Source organism: Sphingomonas asaccharolytica NBRC 15499, assembly GCF_001598355.1.
GTDB classification, from domain to species: Bacteria; Pseudomonadota; Alphaproteobacteria; order Sphingomonadales; family Sphingomonadaceae; genus Sphingomonas; species Sphingomonas asaccharolytica.
This window is the reverse complement of the sequence record NZ_BCYU01000015.1, coordinates 33,344-49,808: the sequence shown is the minus strand read 5'-3', so window position 1 is coordinate 49,808 and position 16,465 is coordinate 33,344. Positions and strand designations below refer to the sequence as shown.

Genomic DNA, 16,465 nt, shown 5'->3' with positions numbered 1-16,465 from the left:
GGCGATGCGGGAGTCGCGAAGGACATGCGGACATGGTTGACCGGTGGAATGATCGGGCTGGCGGCGGCGCTCGCGATCGGGACGCATGCCGTGGCTGCTGACGATGCGCAGCGGACGCTGACGCTCGATCGTGTATTCGGCAGCCCGGATCTATCCGGATCGCAGCCGCGCGCGATGAAGCTGTCGCCCGACGGCAAATTGCTGACCCTGCTCAAGCCGCGCGCCGACGAGAAGAGCCGGTTCGACCTGTGGGCGCGCGACACCGCGACCGGCGAGGAACGGATGCTGGTCGATTCGAAGAAGGTGGGCACCGGCGCCGAACTGTCCGAGGCCGAGAAGATGCAGCGTGAGCGCGCGCGTATCGCCGGGGACAAGGGCATCGTCAGGTATGACTGGGCGCCCGACGGCAGGTCGATCCTCGTCCCGCTCGATGGCGATCTCTACCTCGCGCATCTCGACGGCAAGGTCGACCGCCTGACCAACACCCCGGGTGGTGAGCTCAACCCGGCGATCAGCCCGGCGGGCGGTTTCGTCAGTTTCGTTCGCGACCAGAATCTGTTCGTCCAGCCGCTCGGCGGCGGTGCCGCCAAGGCGTTGACCACGGACGGCGGCGGTACCGTCCATTGGGGCGAGGCCGAGTTCGTCGCGCAGGAGGAAATGGACCGCCGCACTGGCTATTGGTGGGCGCCCAACGACCGGCTGGTCGCGGTCGAGCGGTTCGACGAGGCGCCGGTCGGGATCGTCACCCGCGCCGCGATCGGCGCCGAGGGTACCAAGGTGTTCGACCAGCGCTATCCGTCCGCCGGCACGCCCAACGTCAAGGTCGAACTCTACGTCGTCGATCCTGCGACGGGCGGCAAGGTCAAGGTCGACCTGGGCAGCGATCCCGACATCTACCTCACCCGCGTGGACTGGACGCCCGACGGCAAGACCTTGCTCGTCCAGCGCGAGAATCGCGCGCAGACTGAACTCGACATGCTCGCGGTTGATCCGGCGACGGGCAAGGCCAAAACCTGGTTCAGCGAGAAGTCCAGGCAGGACTCCTGGGTCAACCTCAGCGACAATTACCACCCAATGAAGGACGGTAGCCTGATCTGGTGGTCCGAGCGTGACGGCTTTGGCCATCTCTATCGCTTCGCCAAGGGCAAGTGGACGCAGCTGACCAAGGGGCTGTGGCAAGTCACCGATCTGGTCGGCGTCGATGAGGCGCGCGGGCGCCTCTATTTCATGGCGAACAAGGATGACGTGCTGGAGCAGCAGCTCTACACGGTCGACATCGCCCATCCGAATGCCGTGAGCCGGCTGACCGAGCGTGGCTGGACCAACAAGGCGGTAATGGACGATGCCGCGACGCGCCTGATCGTCACACGCTCCAGCCCTAACCAGCCGCCGCAGACCTATCTCGCCGATACGAGCGGCAAGAAGCTTGGCTGGATCAACGAGAATGCGGTCAAGCCGGGGCATCCTTATTACCCGTATCTCGGCCAGCACCGGCAGCGGACGTTCGGCACGATCAAGGCGGCCGACGGCACCGACCTCTACTACGAGATGATCACCCCGCAAATGGAGCCGGGCAAACGCTATCCGGTGTTCTTTCAGCACTATGGCGGCCCGCACAGCCAGACCGTGACGCGCGGCTGGGAAAGCCCGCTCGAGCAATTGATCGTGAGCAAGGGCTATATCTTCTTCCAGCTCGATAATCGCGGCTCGCCCAATCGCGGGAAGGCTTTCGAGGACAAGATCTATCGCGCGATGGGATCGATCGAGGTCCAGGACCAACTGGCCGGTGCGAAGTGGCTCAAGCAGCAGGCCTATGTCGATCCCGATCGGATCGGCATCTATGGCTGGTCGTATGGCGGCTACATGACGTTGAAGATGCTCGAGGCCAATCCGGGCATCTATGCCGGCGGCGTCGCCGGCGCACCGGTGACGAAGTGGGAACTCTACGACACCCATTATACCGAGCGCTACATGGGCAATCCCAAGGTCGACGCGAAAGCCTATGAGAAGTCGGACGCGATCACCGACGCGGCGAAGATCGACGATCCGCTGCTGCTGGTTCACGGCATGGCCGACGACAATGTCGTGTTCGAAAACTCGACTGCGTTCGCGGCGAAGATGCAGGCCACCAATCGCCCGTTCGAGATGATGTTCTATCCCGGCAAGACGCACGCCGCGGCGCGCGACATTCATGTCTGGACGACGATCTTCAATTATTTCGATCGAGTAGTGAAGAACCGGCCGGCTCGATAGGCGGCCGGCCCGCGCTCAGCCTCGGCGGTCGATCAGCTCGACCAGGCCGAGAGCGTCGAGCAAGGCACGGCGCGCAGTACGAATGCGATCAAGCAAGGCCGGGTCGCCGATTTCGGCGATGGCGATCTCCTCGGGCCAATGGGCTTCGATCATCGCGGCGATCCGATCGAGCTTTGCTTCATCGACCAGGAAGCGGGGATCGACGGTCGCGGGGTCGCACACCACGCGCAGCCTGAGGCACGCCGGACCACCGCCATTGCGCATCGACTGACGGACGTCGACCACTTCGAGCCGACGGATGGGCCCGTTGCCGGCGATCATCTCGCCGAGCCAGGACCAGACCGCCCCATTGCGGCGCGCTTCGCCAGGCAGGATCAGCGCCATCGTGGCATCGGGCAGCGTCACCAATTGCGCGTTGAACAGATAGGATTGGATGGCGTCGGAAAGGCTTACCCGATGCGCCGGCACTTCGACGATCTCGGCCCAGGGCGCCTTTGCCGCGATCTCCGCGTACAGCCCGGCCTTGTCCTCGAAGGCGAGTTCGTGCGCGAACAGCACGCGTTCGTTGGCGACGGCGACGACGTCGTTATGAAAGGCGCCGGCAGCGATCGCCTCGACCGATTGCTGGGCGAAGATCGTCCGCGCCGGATCGAGGCGATGGGCGCGCGCGACCGCTTCGGATGCTTCGCGGCGCTGGCGGGCGGGGAAGGGGCCGCCGCTCTCGCCATAGACGAAGATCTCGACCCCGGGCTCGCCGTGGCGTTCGCACAGCCGCATATGATTGGCCGCGCCCTCATCACCGAACGGGGCGGGGACGGGCGGATGCACCGCGAACACCGTATCGGCGAAGGCCAGGCGAAGCTGCGCCAGCGTCTCGGGCCATTCGTGGCTGCGATGCGCCATGGTCACCAGATTGGCAACGGTCAGATGGCAGGCGCCGTCGGCGGCGTCGGGGGATGGCGAAACCGTCGCCGCATTGGCTGCCCACATCGGCGAGGCCGACAATGCCTGCGCCTTCAGATGCGTTGGCGCCGTCGCATAATCGGTCGCCAGCGCGGCGAGCCAGCGATCGTCCGGCCGGTCGTGCGGCGGCAGAAGACCCTGGGTCAAACCGAGCCGGAGATTGGCGCGCATCTTCTCGACGCCTTCGAGCGCCGCTTCGCGCGGTCGCGAGGTCAGGCCGGCATTGCCGGTCGCGGCCAGATTGCCCAGGCTCAAGCCGGCATAATTGTGGCTCGGGCCGACCACGCCATCGAAATTGATCTCGACCAGCGGCATCAGAAACGGCCGATATGCGTGACGTCGTCGCCTTCGCCGACGCCAAGCGCTGCAGCGCCGGCGCGGTCGATCACGATTCCGCCGGCGGCGGTGCGCAATTGGGCGAAGGCGCAGCGAAAGCTCGACAACTGCCCGGCCGCCGCGAGCGCGCGTTCGCCGCCATCGTCGTCGACCGCGACTACTTTGCTCGTCACCGCTTCGGCGATGCTCCGCACCTTGTCGGTGCGTGCGGTCATGGTCGGACCGCCATCGAAGATGTCGATGTAATTCTCGAACGCAAAGCCTTCATTTTCCAGCATTCGCATCGCCGCTCGGCCCGATGGATGAGGCAGGCCGATGACGCTTCGTGCGCTCTCGGTCAGCATCGCGACATAGATCGGATGCTTGGGGAACAGATCAGCGATGAACTGGTGGCCGTGGGTCGCGTTGAAGCGGTCGGCGTCCTGGAAATTCATCCCGAAGAAGCGCCCCGCAAGACCGTCCCAGAAGGGCGATCCGCCCGCCTCGTCGATGATCCCGCGCAATTCGGCCAGGATGCGGTCGGCGAAGCGCGGGCGGTGCATCGCGATGAACAGATAGCGGCTGCGCGCGAGCAGCATGCCGAGCCCGCCGGCGCGTTCGCCGGGGTGGAGGAACAGCCCGCCGACTTCGCTGGCGCCTTCCAGGTCGGTAGAGAGCGTCAGCATTTCGGCGCGGAAGGTGCGGTCGAGCTCCTCGCTCTTCTGCGACAGCGTGCCGATACGATAGCTGTAAAAGGGGTGATGCTGCCCGACCTGGCTGAACATCTGGCACGTGCCGCGGACCTCGCCGGTCTCGACATTTTCTAGCATCAACACGAAAATGTCGTCGCCCAGCGTCTCATCGGCGCGACTAAAGGCAGCGCTGCTCTGGGCGAGACGACGGCGCAGCGCGCGGCGGTCGGCAGGCAGGTTGGTGAACCCGCCGCCGGTCAGTTTCGCCATCTCATAGAGATGGTCGAGATCCTCGTCGTTCGCGGCACGGATACGGAAATTCACAATCCCCCCTTTTCGGCGATGCGCATGATGGTGAGCGCGGACAAGGCCGCACGTTCTGGCAGGCTGTCGACCAGCAGGAACTCGTCCGCCGAGTGGATCGCGCCACCGCGTGCGCCCATCGTGTCGATCACGGGCACCCCGGCGGCGGCGATGTTGTTGCCGTCGCACACGCCGCCGGTCGCTTTCCAGCCGATCGCGAGGCCGAGCCCGGCACCGACCTGTTTGACCAGATCGAACAATCTGGCGGCGCCGGCGTCGATCGGTTTGGGCGGGCGATTGAAGCTGCCATGTGCCTCGATCCACACGTCGCGCGTGGCGGCGATGTCGGCGACTGCGTCGTCGATCGCGGCCTGCGCGCGGGCGATCGCCTCGGGCGAGGACGGCCGGAAATTGATCCGCAGGATGGCGAGATCGGGGACGACATTGTTGGGTCCACCACCCTCGATCCGAGCCGGGTTGACCGCCAGCCCTTCTTCCTTCGCGGCGAACAAGCGCACGGCGAGGTCGCTCGCCGCGACGATCGCGTTGCGGCCATCGTCGGGATTGCGCCCGGCATGCGCGCTCTTGCCATGAACGACGAGCGAGAAATTGCCGGTGCCGCCGCGCGCGCCGGCCAGCGTGCCGTCGGCAAGTGCGGGCTCGTAGGTCAATGCGGCGACCTTGCCGCGCGCCAGCTCGGCGATCAGCGCGGAGGACGAGAACGAACCGGTTTCCTCGTCCGAATTGATCATCACGTCATAGCCGATGCGGCTCGCCAGCGGCGAGGCCTCGACCGCCTTCAATGCCGCGAGCAGCAATGCCAACCCGCCCTTCATGTCGGCTACACCGGGACCGTTGAGCGTGTTGGGATCGAGGAACGTCTGGTCCTGGAACGGATGATCGACCGGATAGACCGTATCCATATGGCCGGTGAATAGCATGCGCACAGCCGCATCGGGCCGTACGCGGACGACGAGATGCCGGCCATGGTCGAGCGTGCTGACCTTGCCGTCCGAAGCGACGTTGGTGGCGGGAGCGGGTTCGATTAACGCCACCTCCCCGGGCAGCGCCGAATATGCGTCGGCCAGTGTCGCCGCCATCGTCTTCAGGCCTGCGAGATTACGCGTCCCGCTATTGATCGCGGCCCAAGCGCGCGTGTTGTCGAGCATCGGCTCGTCGCGCACGCGCTCGAGGATCGCGGCCTCTGTCATCTCCGTCATGGCACCGCTCTAGGCGGTCGCGATCGATTGGTGAAGCCGGGACCCGGTCGCAGGAAATGGATTAGAAAGCGTAGACCAATCCGGCCCGGCTGATCTGGTCGGTCGTCACGCGGCCTTCCGGCGGCATGCTTTCATACTGGACGTTATAGGAAAACTGCGCAGATAGCGGGCCCAGCACCTTGGCGTTGAGCGCGGTCGTGCCGGTGACGGTCGAATTGTAGCGCTCGACATAGGCCGAGGCGTTCTGTGTCAACTGAAGGCCTTTGGAGAGCTTCAACGCGAAATCAACACTGCCGCGGGCGGCGAGGCTGCGTTCGGTCTCACCGTCGGTGAAGCTGGTTGCACGATAGGCCGGCCCGAGTTCGAGGTCGAGCTTCAGCCTGCTGCCCTTGAGCGCGCTGTAGCCCGCACCGGTCGATACCGAATAGCGCGTGGTATAGCCGAGGAAGCGGTCGCTTTCGAACTGCGCCGATCCGTAGACGTACGATCGATCGTCGACTTTCCAATTGGGCTCCCACGCAGCCAGATAATGCTCGCGCGACGTGACGCCCAGGCTGCGTTGATAATCGAGCTGGGCCTTGAATTTCTGACGCCAATCGAGCCCATCGCGGGTCAGCGCAAGCGAAGCCGAGATGCCCTGGCTATTGCTGTTGCCGGTGGAGATGTACCCGCCAAGCTCGGCACGCCCCGACCATAGATCGAAGAAGCTGGCATCCTGGAGCTTGGCGGTCTTTTCCTCGGTGCGCTTTCTTTTCCAGTCATTGACCAGCTTGGCGATCGCGTCCTTGCTGTCGGGAGCGGCATTGCCGGCATATTTGACGATCGTCGCGATTTCGCTCTCGTTCCCCGATGCGATCGCCGCATCGACCATCGTCTTGATCTGCGGGGGAATCGATCCCGGATCGGTGTTGGCGAGCAGAATCGGCGCTGCTGTGGCGAGAAGCAGGGGGAGGCGCATGGCGCGGGCCATAATACAGCAATCCTGCCATTAAAACCGTTACGCGACGATCCGTTGACGGATTGTTGCGAGACGGTCTCTAGCGCTTCAGATAGGGCGAGAATGCGGCAATCACGTCCTCGTACAGCTTGCGTTTGAATGGCACGATCAGCGCGGGAAGCTCGTGCGGGTCGACCCAGCGCCAGGTGCTGAATTCGGGATGGTCGGTGGCGAGGTTGATATCGAGATCCTCGCCGAGGAAGCGATAGAGGAACCAGGTTTGGCGTTGCCCGCGCCATTTGCCTTTCCACACCTTCCCGATCAGATCGTCGGGCAGATCGTAATGGAAGTCGCCAAGCGCCTGGGCGATCAGTTCGACCTTGTCGTGTCCGACGCCGATCTCCTCGCCGAGTTCGCGTATCGCCGCCTGGCCGGCGGTCTCGCCGGGATCGATCCCGCCTTGCGGCATCTGCCAGGCTTCCATCGTGGTATCGATGCGCTGGCCCGCGAACGCCAGGCCATCGCGGTTCAGCAGCATGACACCTGCGCAGGGGCGGTAGGGGAGGTTGGTCTTTGCGGTCATCAATTCCTCCCCGGAACGGGGAGGGGGACCATCGCGTCAGCGATGGTGGAGGGGCCCCACGACTCACGAGCAACAAGCAGGGAGGCTAGGGCATCGAGGGCCCCCTCCACCACGCGGCTAGCGGCGCGCGGTCCTCCTCCCCGTGCCGGGGAGGAATTGCTCACCGCACGGCTTCGATCATTCATTCCGCCGCCTGCGCCATGACGCGATCGCCTTCGGCTTCCGTGATTATATCCTTTAACGCCGCGAATGCGCCCATCACGTCGCCAACGCTTGACGGAATCGCTTTCCGCAGGGTGATGAAGCCGTGGATATTGCCCTTGGCCTCGCGGAACACCACGGGCACGCCGGCCAGCGCCAGCGCGGCGGCATAAGCGCGGCCCTGGTCGCGGATCGGGTCGAGGCTGGCCGTCACCACCACCGCGGGCGGCATGCCAGCCAGATCACCGAGCAACGGCGAGCTGCGGATATGGTCGGCCTCGCTCTTATACGCCGCCATGAACCATTCCATACTGTCCCGCGTAAGCAGATAGCCGTCCGAGAATTGGGCGTAGGACGGATATTCCTTGCTGGCGTCGGTCGCCGGATAGAAGGGCAATTGGGCGATCACCGGCACTTTGGCGGGCTGGTCGCGCAGCGCCGCGGCAGCGACGATGGTGAGATTGCCGCCGGCGCTGTCGCCAGACAAGATCAGCGAGGTGACCGAACGGCCGAGCTCGGCGGGGCTGTCTGCGACCCAGCGCGCCGCCGCTTCGCAATCGTCCGGCGCGGCGGGCCAAGCGAATTCGGGCGCGAGGCGATAGTCGACCGCTATCACCGGCAAGTCGAGCACGCGCGCCATCTCGGCAGTGAAGCTGCCATGGCTCTCGAGATCGCCGATCACGAACCCGCCGCCATGGAAGAAGACCACCGCCGGGCCGGGCTCGCGGCTGGCGCGCGGGTCATAGAGGCGTGCCGGAATATCGCCGGCCGGGCCGGGAATGGAGAGATCGAGCAGTGTACCAAGCTCGCCCACGGGCGGATCGCCGAGATCCTTCATCGCCAGGAACATCTGGCGCGCGGTCGGCGCGTCGAGCTCGTGCATTTTCGGCCCGGGCATATTGTTGAGAAAATCGAGGAATCCGCGAACGTCTGGGCGGACGAAGGGCTCGGTCATTCAGATTTTCCTCTCACTGGTCTTGGGCGATTTCAGTCCTTAACTAAAACCGATGATCGCCGTCGTCCATCACCCCGACTATGTAGCGCCGGGTCAGCCCAAATCGGGTTATCAGTGGAACAAGAACGGCGCGATCCGGGACTTGCTCCGTGAGGTCGGCGACGCAATCGCCTGGTTCGAGCCGGATGCGATGCCGCGCCGCTGGATCGAGGCGGCGCACGACCCCGATTACGTCGCCGAGGTGATCGAAGCGCGCGTACCACGCGCCAAGGAGCGGCGGATCGGCTTTCCGGTCAACACGACCGTCGCGCGTCGCGCGCAGATCGTGCCGGGCGGCACCTATCTCGCCGCGCGGCTCGCACTCGAACGCGGGTTCGCCGCCAATAGCGCGGGCGGCAGCCATCATGCGCTGGCGGATACCGGCGCGGGCTATTGCGTGTTCAACGATCTCGCCATTGCGGCGATCCGGCTGGCGGAGGAGGGGTTTCGCCTGCTGATCGTCGATTGCGACGTGCATCAGGGTGATGGCACCGCCGCGTTGACCGCCGGTCATCCGGACATCGCGACCTATTCGATCCACGCCGAGAAGAATTTCCCGGCTCGCAAGGCGCGCTCGACGCTCGACGTGGCACTCGCTGACGGCATGGGGGACGATGCCTATCTGGCGGCGCTGGAAGAGACGCTAGCGCCGATGCTCGATGCCGAGCGGCCAGATCTGATCCTCTATCAGGCCGGTGTCGATCCGTTCGGCGGCGACCGGCTCGGCCGGCTCGACCTGAGCGACGAGGGGCTGGCGCGCCGCGAACGGCTGGTCGCGCGACTGGCGATCGAACGCGGTCTGCCGCTCGCGAGCACGGTCGGTGGCGGCTATGGTGACGATGTGCTGGCCATCGCGCGACGTCATGTCGCCGCGATCCTCACCTTGGGCGAGACCTTTGCTGGCGCGGCTTCCAGGCGCCGCTAACCGCGCATTTCGTTTCAGCTGTGCAGTAAAGAACGGTTTTCACGGAAGCGTAACCGATCTACGTTGGTCATAAGGGGTCCCCGCGCCTAGAGAGACCTCCGAACACGACCGCAGGATTTAGTGCTGACATGGCGACCGCCGTCCACGAAGTGACGCCCACCGAGGCGTCGGCCCACCCACAAGCAGAATCGATTGTTGTCCGTTTCGCCGGGGATTCCGGCGATGGCATGCAGCTGACCGGGGGGCAGTTCACGCTGTCCACCGCGCTGGCCGGCAACGATCTGTCCACTTTCCCCGATTTCCCGGCCGAGATCCGCGCGCCGCTAGGCACGCTGTTCGGTGTGTCGGCGTTCCAGATCAATTTCGGCTCGACCTCGATCGAGACCGCGGGCGACGCGCTCGACGTGCTGGTGGCGATGAACCCGGCGGCGCTCAAAACCAACGTCAACGAGCTCAAGGCCGGCGGGTTGATCATCGCCGACACTGGCGAGTTCACCGAGCGCAATCTTGCCAAGGCGAAGTACGAGTCCAACCCGATCGACGATGGCAGCCTCGCCAAATGGCAAGTGCTGGCGTTCGACATTTCGGCGCTGACGGTCGCGGCGGTGAAGCCGTTCGGGCTCGGCAACAAGGAAGCGTTGCGCTGCAAGAACATGTGGACCCTGGGGCTCGCGCTCTGGATGTTCGACCGTGATCGCCAGCCGTTGGTCGACTGGCTGAAGGCCAAATTCGCCAAGGCGCCGGCATTGGCAGAGGCAAATATCGCCGCGCTCAACGCCGGGCATGCTTATGGCGAGACCGCCGAGATTTCGGGCCCGCTCAAGCAGCATCATGTCCCTGCCGCCCCCGCCGAACCAGGCCTGTACCGCACCGTGACGGGTGCCGAAGCGATCTCGATGGGGCTCGTCGCGGGTGCGCAATTGGCGAATATCCCGATGTTCTTCGGCGGCTACCCGATCACACCTGCCTCGGCGATCCTGCATCACCTCAGCCGGCTCAAGGAGTTCGGCATCACCACCTTCCAAGCGGAGGATGAGATCGCCGCGATCGCAAGCGCGATCGGCGCCTCCTATGCCGGTCAGCTTGGCGTCACGTCGTCGTCAGGGCCGGGTATCGCGCTCAAGGGCGAGGCGATGGGACTCGCGATCATGACCGAGCTGCCGCTGGTGATCATCAATTCGCAGCGCGGCGGGCCATCGACCGGACTGCCGACCAAGACCGAGCAATCGGATCTTTATCAGGCGGTTTATGGCCGCAACGGCGACGCGCCGATGCCGGTGATCGCGGCACGCAGCCCGTCGGACGCGTTCGAGGTCGCGATCGAGGCGGTGCGCATCGCCACGCAATATATGACGCCGGTCATGGTGCTGACCGACGGCTATATCGCCAATGCCGCCGAGCCGTGGAAAGTGCCCGAGGTCAGCGATTATGCGCCGTTCCCGGTCCACTATCTCGACACGGTGCCGGAGGGCGGATTCCAGGCCTATGCCCGCGACGAGAAGCTCGCGCGCCCCTGGGTCAAGCCGGGCACGCCGGGACTGCTTCACCGCATCGGCGGGATCGAGAAACAGCAGGGCACCGGTAATATCGATTACGGTCCCGCCAACCATCAGGCGATGACCGATATCCGCAAGGCCAAGGTCGACGGGATCAATATCCCCGACCAGGCGATCGAGCTCGGCGATCCGGGCGGCAAGCTGGTCGTGGTCGGCTGGGGTTCGACCTTCGGCCCGATCCACCAGGCGGTGAGGCGCGCGCGCCGCAAGGGGCTCGACGTCAGCCATATCCATCTGCGTCATATCTGGCCGATGCCCGGCAATCTTGGCGCGTTGCTCAAGGGTTACGAGAAGATCCTCGTACCAGAGATGAACACCGGCCAGCTCAAGACGGTGCTGCGCGACCAATATCTGGTCGATGCCAAGCCCCTCAACAAAGTGTCGGGCCAGCCTTTCCGCATCGCGGAGATCGAGGCGGCGATCGAAGGAATTCTCGCATGAACGACATGACGCCTGCGGTGGTGAAGAGCACCCCCAAGGATTGGGAAACCGACCAGGAAGTGCGCTGGTGTCCGGGTTGCGGCGACTATGCGATCCTGAAGGCAGTGCAACGGACCATGCCGGAAATCGGCGCGCGGCCCGAAAACACCGTGTTCGTCAGCGGCATCGGCTGCTCGTCGCGCTTTCCCTATTACATGGAAACCTATGGCTTCCACACCATCCACGGGCGTGCGCCGGCGGTGGCGACCGGGGTTAAGCTCGCCAATCCCGAGCTCGACGTGTGGATCATCACCGGCGACGGCGACGCGTTGTCGATCGGCGGCAACCATACAATGCACCTGCTCAGGCGTAACCTGAATTGCCAGGTGCTGCTGTTCAACAACGAGATTTACGGCCTGACCAAGGGTCAATATTCGCCGACCAGCCGTGTCGGGACGCGCAGCCCCTCGACTCCGTTCGGCTCGGTCGATCGCCCGGCGCAACCCTGCGCCTTCGCCCTGGGATCGGGCGCGCGGTTCGTCGCGCGCGGGATCGACGTGCACAAGAACCTGCCGTCGGTGTTCAAGGCGGCCTATGCGCACCAGGGCGCGGCGTTCGTCGAGATCTTCCAGAATTGCATCGTCTATAATGACGACGTGTTCGCCTCGTTCACCGAAAAGGCCAATGCCTCGGGCAACCAATTGTGGGTCGAGCACGGCCAGCCATTGCTGTTCGCCGGCGGGACCAAGGGCCTGACGATGGATATCGACCGGTTGGTGCTCAAGGTGGTCGATGTCGTCGATGGCGACTGGCAAGGCGCGCACGTCGCGGTGCACGACCAGACCAATCGCGGCTTGGCGCATATGCTGGTCGAAATGCCGTTCGGGCCGTTCCCGATGGCGCTCGGTGTCCTCTACGACGATCCCGCCCCGACCTTCGACAGCGCGGTCATCGCGCAGAACAAGCACGCCAGCGAGGGCAAGAAGCCCGATTTGCAAAAGCTGCTTAGCCAGGGACAGACCTGGCAGGTCGAGAAAGAACCGCGACCGGAGTGATTTGTTGATTCACGCGGAGGCGCGGAGGCGCGAAGAGGTTTGCGGGCCGCGCACTTCTAGTTTGCCATTCCGGCGCAGGGCTAGAAAGATGGCGTTGTAGCGTCATGCCACGCTGGGAAACTCACTTCGCGCCTCCGCGCCTCCGTGTGAACAACTATATCCTGACTTCGCCGGCATGACCGCGCCAACCATCATCTGGCTTCGCCAGGACCTCAGGCTTGCCGATCAGCCGGCGCTGGCCGCGGCGATACACGACGGACCGGTCGTTCCGGTCTACGTGCTCGACGACGAGACGCCCAAGCATCGCAAAATGGGTGCCGCCTCACGCTGGTGGTTGCATCACAGTTTGAAGATGCTCGACCAATCACTGCGCGAGATGGGATCGCGGCTGATCCTGCGACGCGGGAAATGCGATGAGGAGCTGGCCAAGGTCGCGCAAGAGGTCGGCGCCGGCACCGTTCACGCTATTCGCCATTACGAGCCATGGTGGCGCAACGCCGAGCGCGCGGTGGCGCGGCAGCTCGATCTCGTCTGCCACAACGGCAATTATCTCGCGCCGCCCGGATCGATCACGAGCGGGAGCGGCGCGCCTTACAAGATCTACACGCCGTTCTGGCGCGCGTTGCGTGACGTCATGCCGCCGCCACATCCGCTGCACCGGCCTGACGAAATTCCGGCGCCTGCCTCCTGGCCGGCAAGCGATGACCTAGTCGATTGGCATCTGCTGCCGACCAAGCCCGATTGGGCAACGGGTTTTGCGAAGGAATGGACACCGGGCGAGGCGGGCGCGCATGACCGGGTCGACGATTTCGTCGATGACGTCGCGCGCTACGACGACACGCGCAACCTGCCGTCGATTGAGGGCAGTTCGCGCTTGTCGCCGCATCTCCATTTCGGCGAGGTGTCGCCAGGCTATGTCTGGCATCGCATGGCAGGGAGGGGTGGCTCGACCCAGGTCTTCCTAAGCGAGCTTGCCTGGCGCGATTATGCCCAGAACGTGATTCTGCAATTGCCCGATTATGGTGCCAAGAACGGTCGTGAGCGTTTCGATGATCTTCCCTGGCGCTCGGGGAGGGCGGCCAAGGACGATTTGCGGGCATGGCAGCGCGGCGAGACCGGCTATCCGATCGTGGATGCCGGCATGCGCCAGCTCTGGGCGACCGGCTGGATGCACAATCGCGTGCGGATGATCGCGGCGTCGTTCCTGATCAAGCACCTGCTGATCGACTGGCGAGAAGGCGAGCGCTGGTTTTGGGACACGCTGGTCGACGCCGATTACGGCAACAATTCGGTCAACTGGCAATGGGTCGCCGGTACCGGCATCGACGCCAATATGTGGGGGCGGATCATGGCGCCGCTCGCGCAATCGGAGAAGTTCGACGCGGGCGCCTATATCCGCGAATGGGTGCCCGAATTGACCGGCATCCCCGATCCCGTTGTCCACGATCCCCAAGCGGCGGGCTGCCGTCCCAACGGCTATCCCCCAAAGCTAATCGGTCATCGCGAGGCGCGCGATCGGGCCTTGGCGGCGGGAAAAAAGGTGCGATGATCTGCCCGAATCGCTTGGCGAACCGCGCATGACGTGCTTTGAGATAGCCTATGGATGCGCCGACAATTGACCGGGGGCAGCGCAGCCGCAGGGAACCGTTCTCTTTGATCGGGCGGCCCTTGCTAGCGCATATCGACAAGTGCCTCGATCAGGGCGCTATCACCGTTTCGCTGCCCGAAGGCGGGGCGCCCACGCGGCTTGGCGGCCGCAGGCCAGGCCCCGAGGCGGTCGTCATCCTCACGAGCTGGCGGGCGCTATGGCGGCTGGTGACCGGCGGGTCGTCGGGCTGGTACGAGGCTTGGGCGGCCGGCGAATGGGAAAGCCCCGACCCGGTGGCGCTATTCGAGGTCTTTTCGCTCAATCGCCATGGCCTTGCCGGCACAGGGCGCGCGCACGGCCTGTCGCGGCTGCTTCGCCGGCTGTGGCACAAGGCACATCGCAACGATCGCGCTGGCGCGCGGCGGAACATCCACGAGCATTACGATCTGGGCAACGAGTTCTACGCATTGTGGCTCGACCCGACGATGACCTATTCGAGCGCGATGTTCGACGCGCCTGGCCAAAGCCTCGAGAACGCACAACACGTCAAGCTCAAGGCCATTCTCGATCGCACCGCGACCAATCCCGGCGACCGCATCCTCGAGATCGGGTGCGGCTGGGGATCGTTCGCCGAGACCGCGGCGAAAGCGGGCATCGGCGTTCACGGCATCACGCTGTCAACCGAGCAGAAGACCTATGCCGAAGCGCGGATGGCGCGGCAGGGGCTCGACGGGGTCGAGGTCGAACTGATCGACTATCGCGACGTCAGCGGAACGTTCGACGGTGTCGCGAGCATAGAGATGGTCGAGGCGGTCGGCGAGGAATATTGGCCCGACTATCTCGCCGCAATCGCGCGTGCGCTGAAGGCGGGGGGACGTGCCGCCATCCAATATATCGCGATCGATGATGCGATGTACGAAGGCTATGCCCGCAACGTCGATTTCATCCAGCGCTACGTCTTTCCGGGCGGGATGCTGTTGTCCGAAAGCCGGTTCCGCGCTTTGGCGGAGAAACTAGGGCTGGCGTGGCGTGACCGCCATGCTTTCGGGCTGGATTATGCCGAGACCTTGAAGCGCTGGCGCGAGGCCTTCGACGCAGTTGTCGCGGCGGGCAAATTGCCAGAAAGGTTCGACAAGCATTTCATCGGCTTGTGGCGTTTTTATTTAATGTACTGTGAGGGTGGATTTCGCGGCGGGGGCATCGACGTGGCGCAGGTGACGCTGGTCAAGGAGGGGTGATGAAAAGGTCTCGCGTCCTCGCGTCCGCCATTGAGAGCTGAGGTTGGGATGAAGACAGCCACCACTACACCGTCACCCCGGCCTTGTGCCGGGGTCTGCCGGGCAGCACCTCATGGCGCCAGAGGTGGAAGGCCGAGCCCAACCGCAAGGTCATTCCAGGTCGGATTGAGCTCTTCGATTAGATTATATTTATATTCGCGTCGCCACCGTTTGATTTGTTTCTCGCGCTTGATGACAGCCTCCATCGTATCGTCAGTCAGATACCAGACCAGTCGATAGATGCCGTAACGTTTGGTGAAGCCGTCGAACGCGCCTTCGCGATGATGTATAATCCGCCCGACGAGGTTTGAGGTCACGCCCGTGTAGAGCGTGCTGTGATAAGCCTTCGCCAGAAGGTAGACGCAGGGTGTTCGCTCGATCTGCACCGGCATAGATTGCCGCTCGGCGGACCCCGGCACAAGGCCGGGGTGACGGTGTTGGAAGGGGTATTTTGTCCGAATTTTGAAGGCGGTGGTCAGTCGACCCGCTCGATATGCCCAGACGTGAAGTCGCTCGCGACAAGCTCCACGATCTTGCCCGCCACCACCTCTGGCAGCTTGACGCTGGCTGGATCCTCACCAGGATAGGCCCGCTCGCGCATCGCGGTTCGGGTGGCGCCGGGGTCGAGCAGGGCGACGCGGATGTTGCTGATCCCCTCGACTTCCTCGCCATAAGCCTGGAGCAAGGTCTCGAACGCCGCCTTGGACGCACCGTATGCGCCCCAGAAGGCGCGCGGCTGGCGGCCCACCTTCGACGTGATCCCGATTACGCGCGCACGCTCCGATTTGCGCAGTGGCGCGTCGAACGCGGCGAGCAATGCCTGTTGCGCGCTGACGTTGAGCGTCATCACCTTGGCGAATTCCTTGGCGTCGATCGCTTGCACGGCCGACAGCGAACCGAGGGTCGCGGCATTGAGCACGAGAATGTCGAGCGTGCCCCAGCGTTCCGCAACCGCGCTTGCCAGGCGGGCGATGCTGTCGGTCTCGATCAGGTCGAGCGGCGCGATCGTCGCGGTGCCGCCGGCGGCGTGGATCGCTTCCTCGACTTGTTCGAGCGCGCCGGGGGTCCGCGCGGTCAGGATCACGTGCGCGCCTTCCGCGGCGAGCGCCTTGGCGGTGGCGGCGCCGATCCCACGGCTCGCGCCGGTCACCAGCGCGAGCTGGCCGTCAAATCTTTTCGTCAT

General features: G+C 64.5%; 14 protein-coding genes. 6 read left to right on the top strand and 8 right to left on the bottom strand.

What is annotated here, in order from left to right; genetic code table 11:
• Positions 1 to 24: 24 nt before the first annotated feature.
• Positions 25 to 2,253 (top strand): S9 family peptidase, encoded by a 2,229-nt coding sequence (locus SAS01S_RS06040; protein WP_066806217.1) that lies wholly within the window; start codon positions 25 to 27, stop codon positions 2,251 to 2,253.
• A 15-nt stretch (positions 2,254 to 2,268) separates the two neighbouring features.
• On the opposite strand, the gene SAS01S_RS06035 is transcribed toward SAS01S_RS06040, so the two are convergent.
• The 6 genes from SAS01S_RS06035 to SAS01S_RS06010 form a co-directional block, all read right to left on the bottom strand.
• Positions 2,269 to 3,531 (bottom strand): N-succinylarginine dihydrolase, encoded by a 1,263-nt coding sequence (locus SAS01S_RS06035; protein ID WP_066806215.1) that lies wholly within the window; start codon positions 3,529 to 3,531, stop codon positions 2,269 to 2,271.
• Positions 3,531 to 4,547, bottom strand: coding sequence for an arginine N-succinyltransferase (locus SAS01S_RS06030; RefSeq protein ID WP_066806213.1), 1,017 nt, complete (start codon positions 4,545 to 4,547; stop codon positions 3,531 to 3,533). Before SAS01S_RS06030 ends, SAS01S_RS06035 begins: the two co-directional genes overlap by 1 nt.
• Positions 4,544 to 5,746 carry a hydrolase gene (locus tag SAS01S_RS06025; RefSeq protein WP_066806211.1) on the bottom strand — a complete coding sequence of 401 codons (1,203 nt, stop codon included), beginning with the start codon at positions 5,744 to 5,746 and terminating at the stop codon, positions 4,544 to 4,546. Before SAS01S_RS06025 ends, SAS01S_RS06030 begins: the two co-directional genes overlap by 4 nt.
• Positions 5,747 to 5,807: 61 nt before the next feature.
• Positions 5,808 to 6,704, bottom strand: coding sequence for a DUF481 domain-containing protein (locus SAS01S_RS06020; RefSeq protein WP_066806210.1), 897 nt, complete (start codon positions 6,702 to 6,704; stop codon positions 5,808 to 5,810).
• Between the two features lie 79 nt (positions 6,705 to 6,783).
• A complete protein-coding gene (locus SAS01S_RS06015; protein ID WP_066806209.1) occupies positions 6,784 to 7,266 on the bottom strand; it encodes an RNA pyrophosphohydrolase in 483 nt (160 codons plus the stop codon).
• A 181-nt stretch (positions 7,267 to 7,447) separates the two neighbouring features.
• Positions 7,448 to 8,422, bottom strand: a complete 975-nt coding sequence (locus SAS01S_RS06010) for an alpha/beta hydrolase (protein ID WP_066806208.1) — start codon at positions 8,420 to 8,422, stop codon at positions 7,448 to 7,450.
• A gap of 52 nt (positions 8,423 to 8,474) precedes the next feature.
• Here SAS01S_RS06010 and SAS01S_RS06005 point away from each other — a divergent pair, with 52 nt between their 5' ends.
• The 5 genes from SAS01S_RS06005 (at position 8,475) to SAS01S_RS05985 (ending at position 15,243) form a co-directional block, all read left to right on the top strand.
• Complete coding sequence (locus SAS01S_RS06005; protein WP_066806207.1) at positions 8,475 to 9,386, top strand: histone deacetylase family protein; 912 nt, start codon at positions 8,475 to 8,477, stop codon at positions 9,384 to 9,386.
• Between the two features lie 128 nt (positions 9,387 to 9,514).
• Positions 9,515 to 11,383 carry a 2-oxoacid:acceptor oxidoreductase subunit alpha gene (locus SAS01S_RS06000; RefSeq protein ID WP_066806199.1) on the top strand — a complete coding sequence of 623 codons (1,869 nt, stop codon included), beginning with the start codon at positions 9,515 to 9,517 and terminating at the stop codon, positions 11,381 to 11,383.
• Positions 11,380 to 12,417, top strand: a complete 1,038-nt coding sequence (locus tag SAS01S_RS05995) for a 2-oxoacid:ferredoxin oxidoreductase subunit beta (RefSeq protein WP_066806196.1) — start codon at positions 11,380 to 11,382, stop codon at positions 12,415 to 12,417. Before SAS01S_RS06000 ends, SAS01S_RS05995 begins: the two co-directional genes overlap by 4 nt.
• Positions 12,418 to 12,592: 175 nt before the next feature.
• The gene (locus SAS01S_RS05990) at positions 12,593 to 13,966 is read left to right on the top strand and encodes a cryptochrome/photolyase family protein (RefSeq protein ID WP_066806195.1); all 1,374 of its coding nucleotides are present in this window, start codon (positions 12,593 to 12,595) and stop codon (positions 13,964 to 13,966) included.
• 50 nt (positions 13,967 to 14,016) lie between these two features.
• Positions 14,017 to 15,243, top strand: coding sequence for a class I SAM-dependent methyltransferase (locus SAS01S_RS05985; protein ID WP_066806193.1), 1,227 nt, complete (start codon positions 14,017 to 14,019; stop codon positions 15,241 to 15,243).
• A gap of 110 nt (positions 15,244 to 15,353) precedes the next feature.
• Here SAS01S_RS05985 and SAS01S_RS05980 read toward each other — a convergent pair whose 3' ends face one another.
• Together SAS01S_RS05980 and SAS01S_RS05975 are read right to left on the bottom strand one after the other, a co-directional pair.
• Complete coding sequence (locus SAS01S_RS05980) at positions 15,354 to 15,674, bottom strand: GIY-YIG nuclease family protein (protein ID WP_066806192.1); 321 nt, start codon at positions 15,672 to 15,674, stop codon at positions 15,354 to 15,356.
• A gap of 83 nt (positions 15,675 to 15,757) precedes the next feature.
• Positions 15,758 to 16,465 carry an SDR family NAD(P)-dependent oxidoreductase gene (locus SAS01S_RS05975; RefSeq protein ID WP_066806190.1) on the bottom strand — a complete coding sequence of 236 codons (708 nt, stop codon included), beginning with the start codon at positions 16,463 to 16,465 and terminating at the stop codon, positions 15,758 to 15,760.

Excerpts from the sequence above, each read along its gene's own strand:
- SAS01S_RS05995 (WP_066806196.1), top strand. The coding sequence starts at position 11,380 with ATGAACGACATGACGCCTGCGGTGGTGAAGAGCACCCCCAAGGATTGG.
- SAS01S_RS06035 (WP_066806215.1), bottom strand. The coding sequence starts at position 3,531 with ATGCCGCTGGTCGAGATCAATTTCGATGGCGTGGTCGGCCCGAGCCAC.
- SAS01S_RS06040 (WP_066806217.1), top strand. The coding sequence starts at position 25 with ATGCGGACATGGTTGACCGGTGGAATGATCGGGCTGGCGGCGGCGCTC.
- SAS01S_RS05985 (WP_066806193.1), top strand. The coding sequence starts at position 14,017 with ATGGATGCGCCGACAATTGACCGGGGGCAGCGCAGCCGCAGGGAACCG.
- SAS01S_RS06005 (WP_066806207.1), top strand. The coding sequence starts at position 8,475 with ATGATCGCCGTCGTCCATCACCCCGACTATGTAGCGCCGGGTCAGCCC.
- SAS01S_RS06025 (WP_066806211.1), bottom strand. The coding sequence starts at position 5,746 with ATGACGGAGATGACAGAGGCCGCGATCCTCGAGCGCGTGCGCGACGAG.
- SAS01S_RS06020 (WP_066806210.1), bottom strand. The coding sequence starts at position 6,704 with ATGCGCCTCCCCCTGCTTCTCGCCACAGCAGCGCCGATTCTGCTCGCC.
- SAS01S_RS05975 (WP_066806190.1), bottom strand. The coding sequence starts at position 16,465 with ATGACGAAAAGATTTGACGGCCAGCTCGCGCTGGTGACCGGCGCGAGC.
- SAS01S_RS06000 (WP_066806199.1), top strand. The coding sequence starts at position 9,515 with ATGGCGACCGCCGTCCACGAAGTGACGCCCACCGAGGCGTCGGCCCAC.
- SAS01S_RS05990 (WP_066806195.1), top strand. The coding sequence starts at position 12,593 with ATGACCGCGCCAACCATCATCTGGCTTCGCCAGGACCTCAGGCTTGCC.
- SAS01S_RS06015 (WP_066806209.1), bottom strand. The coding sequence starts at position 7,266 with ATGACCGCAAAGACCAACCTCCCCTACCGCCCCTGCGCAGGTGTCATG.
- SAS01S_RS06010 (WP_066806208.1), bottom strand. The coding sequence starts at position 8,422 with ATGACCGAGCCCTTCGTCCGCCCAGACGTTCGCGGATTCCTCGATTTT.
- SAS01S_RS05980 (WP_066806192.1), bottom strand. The coding sequence starts at position 15,674 with ATGCCGGTGCAGATCGAGCGAACACCCTGCGTCTACCTTCTGGCGAAG.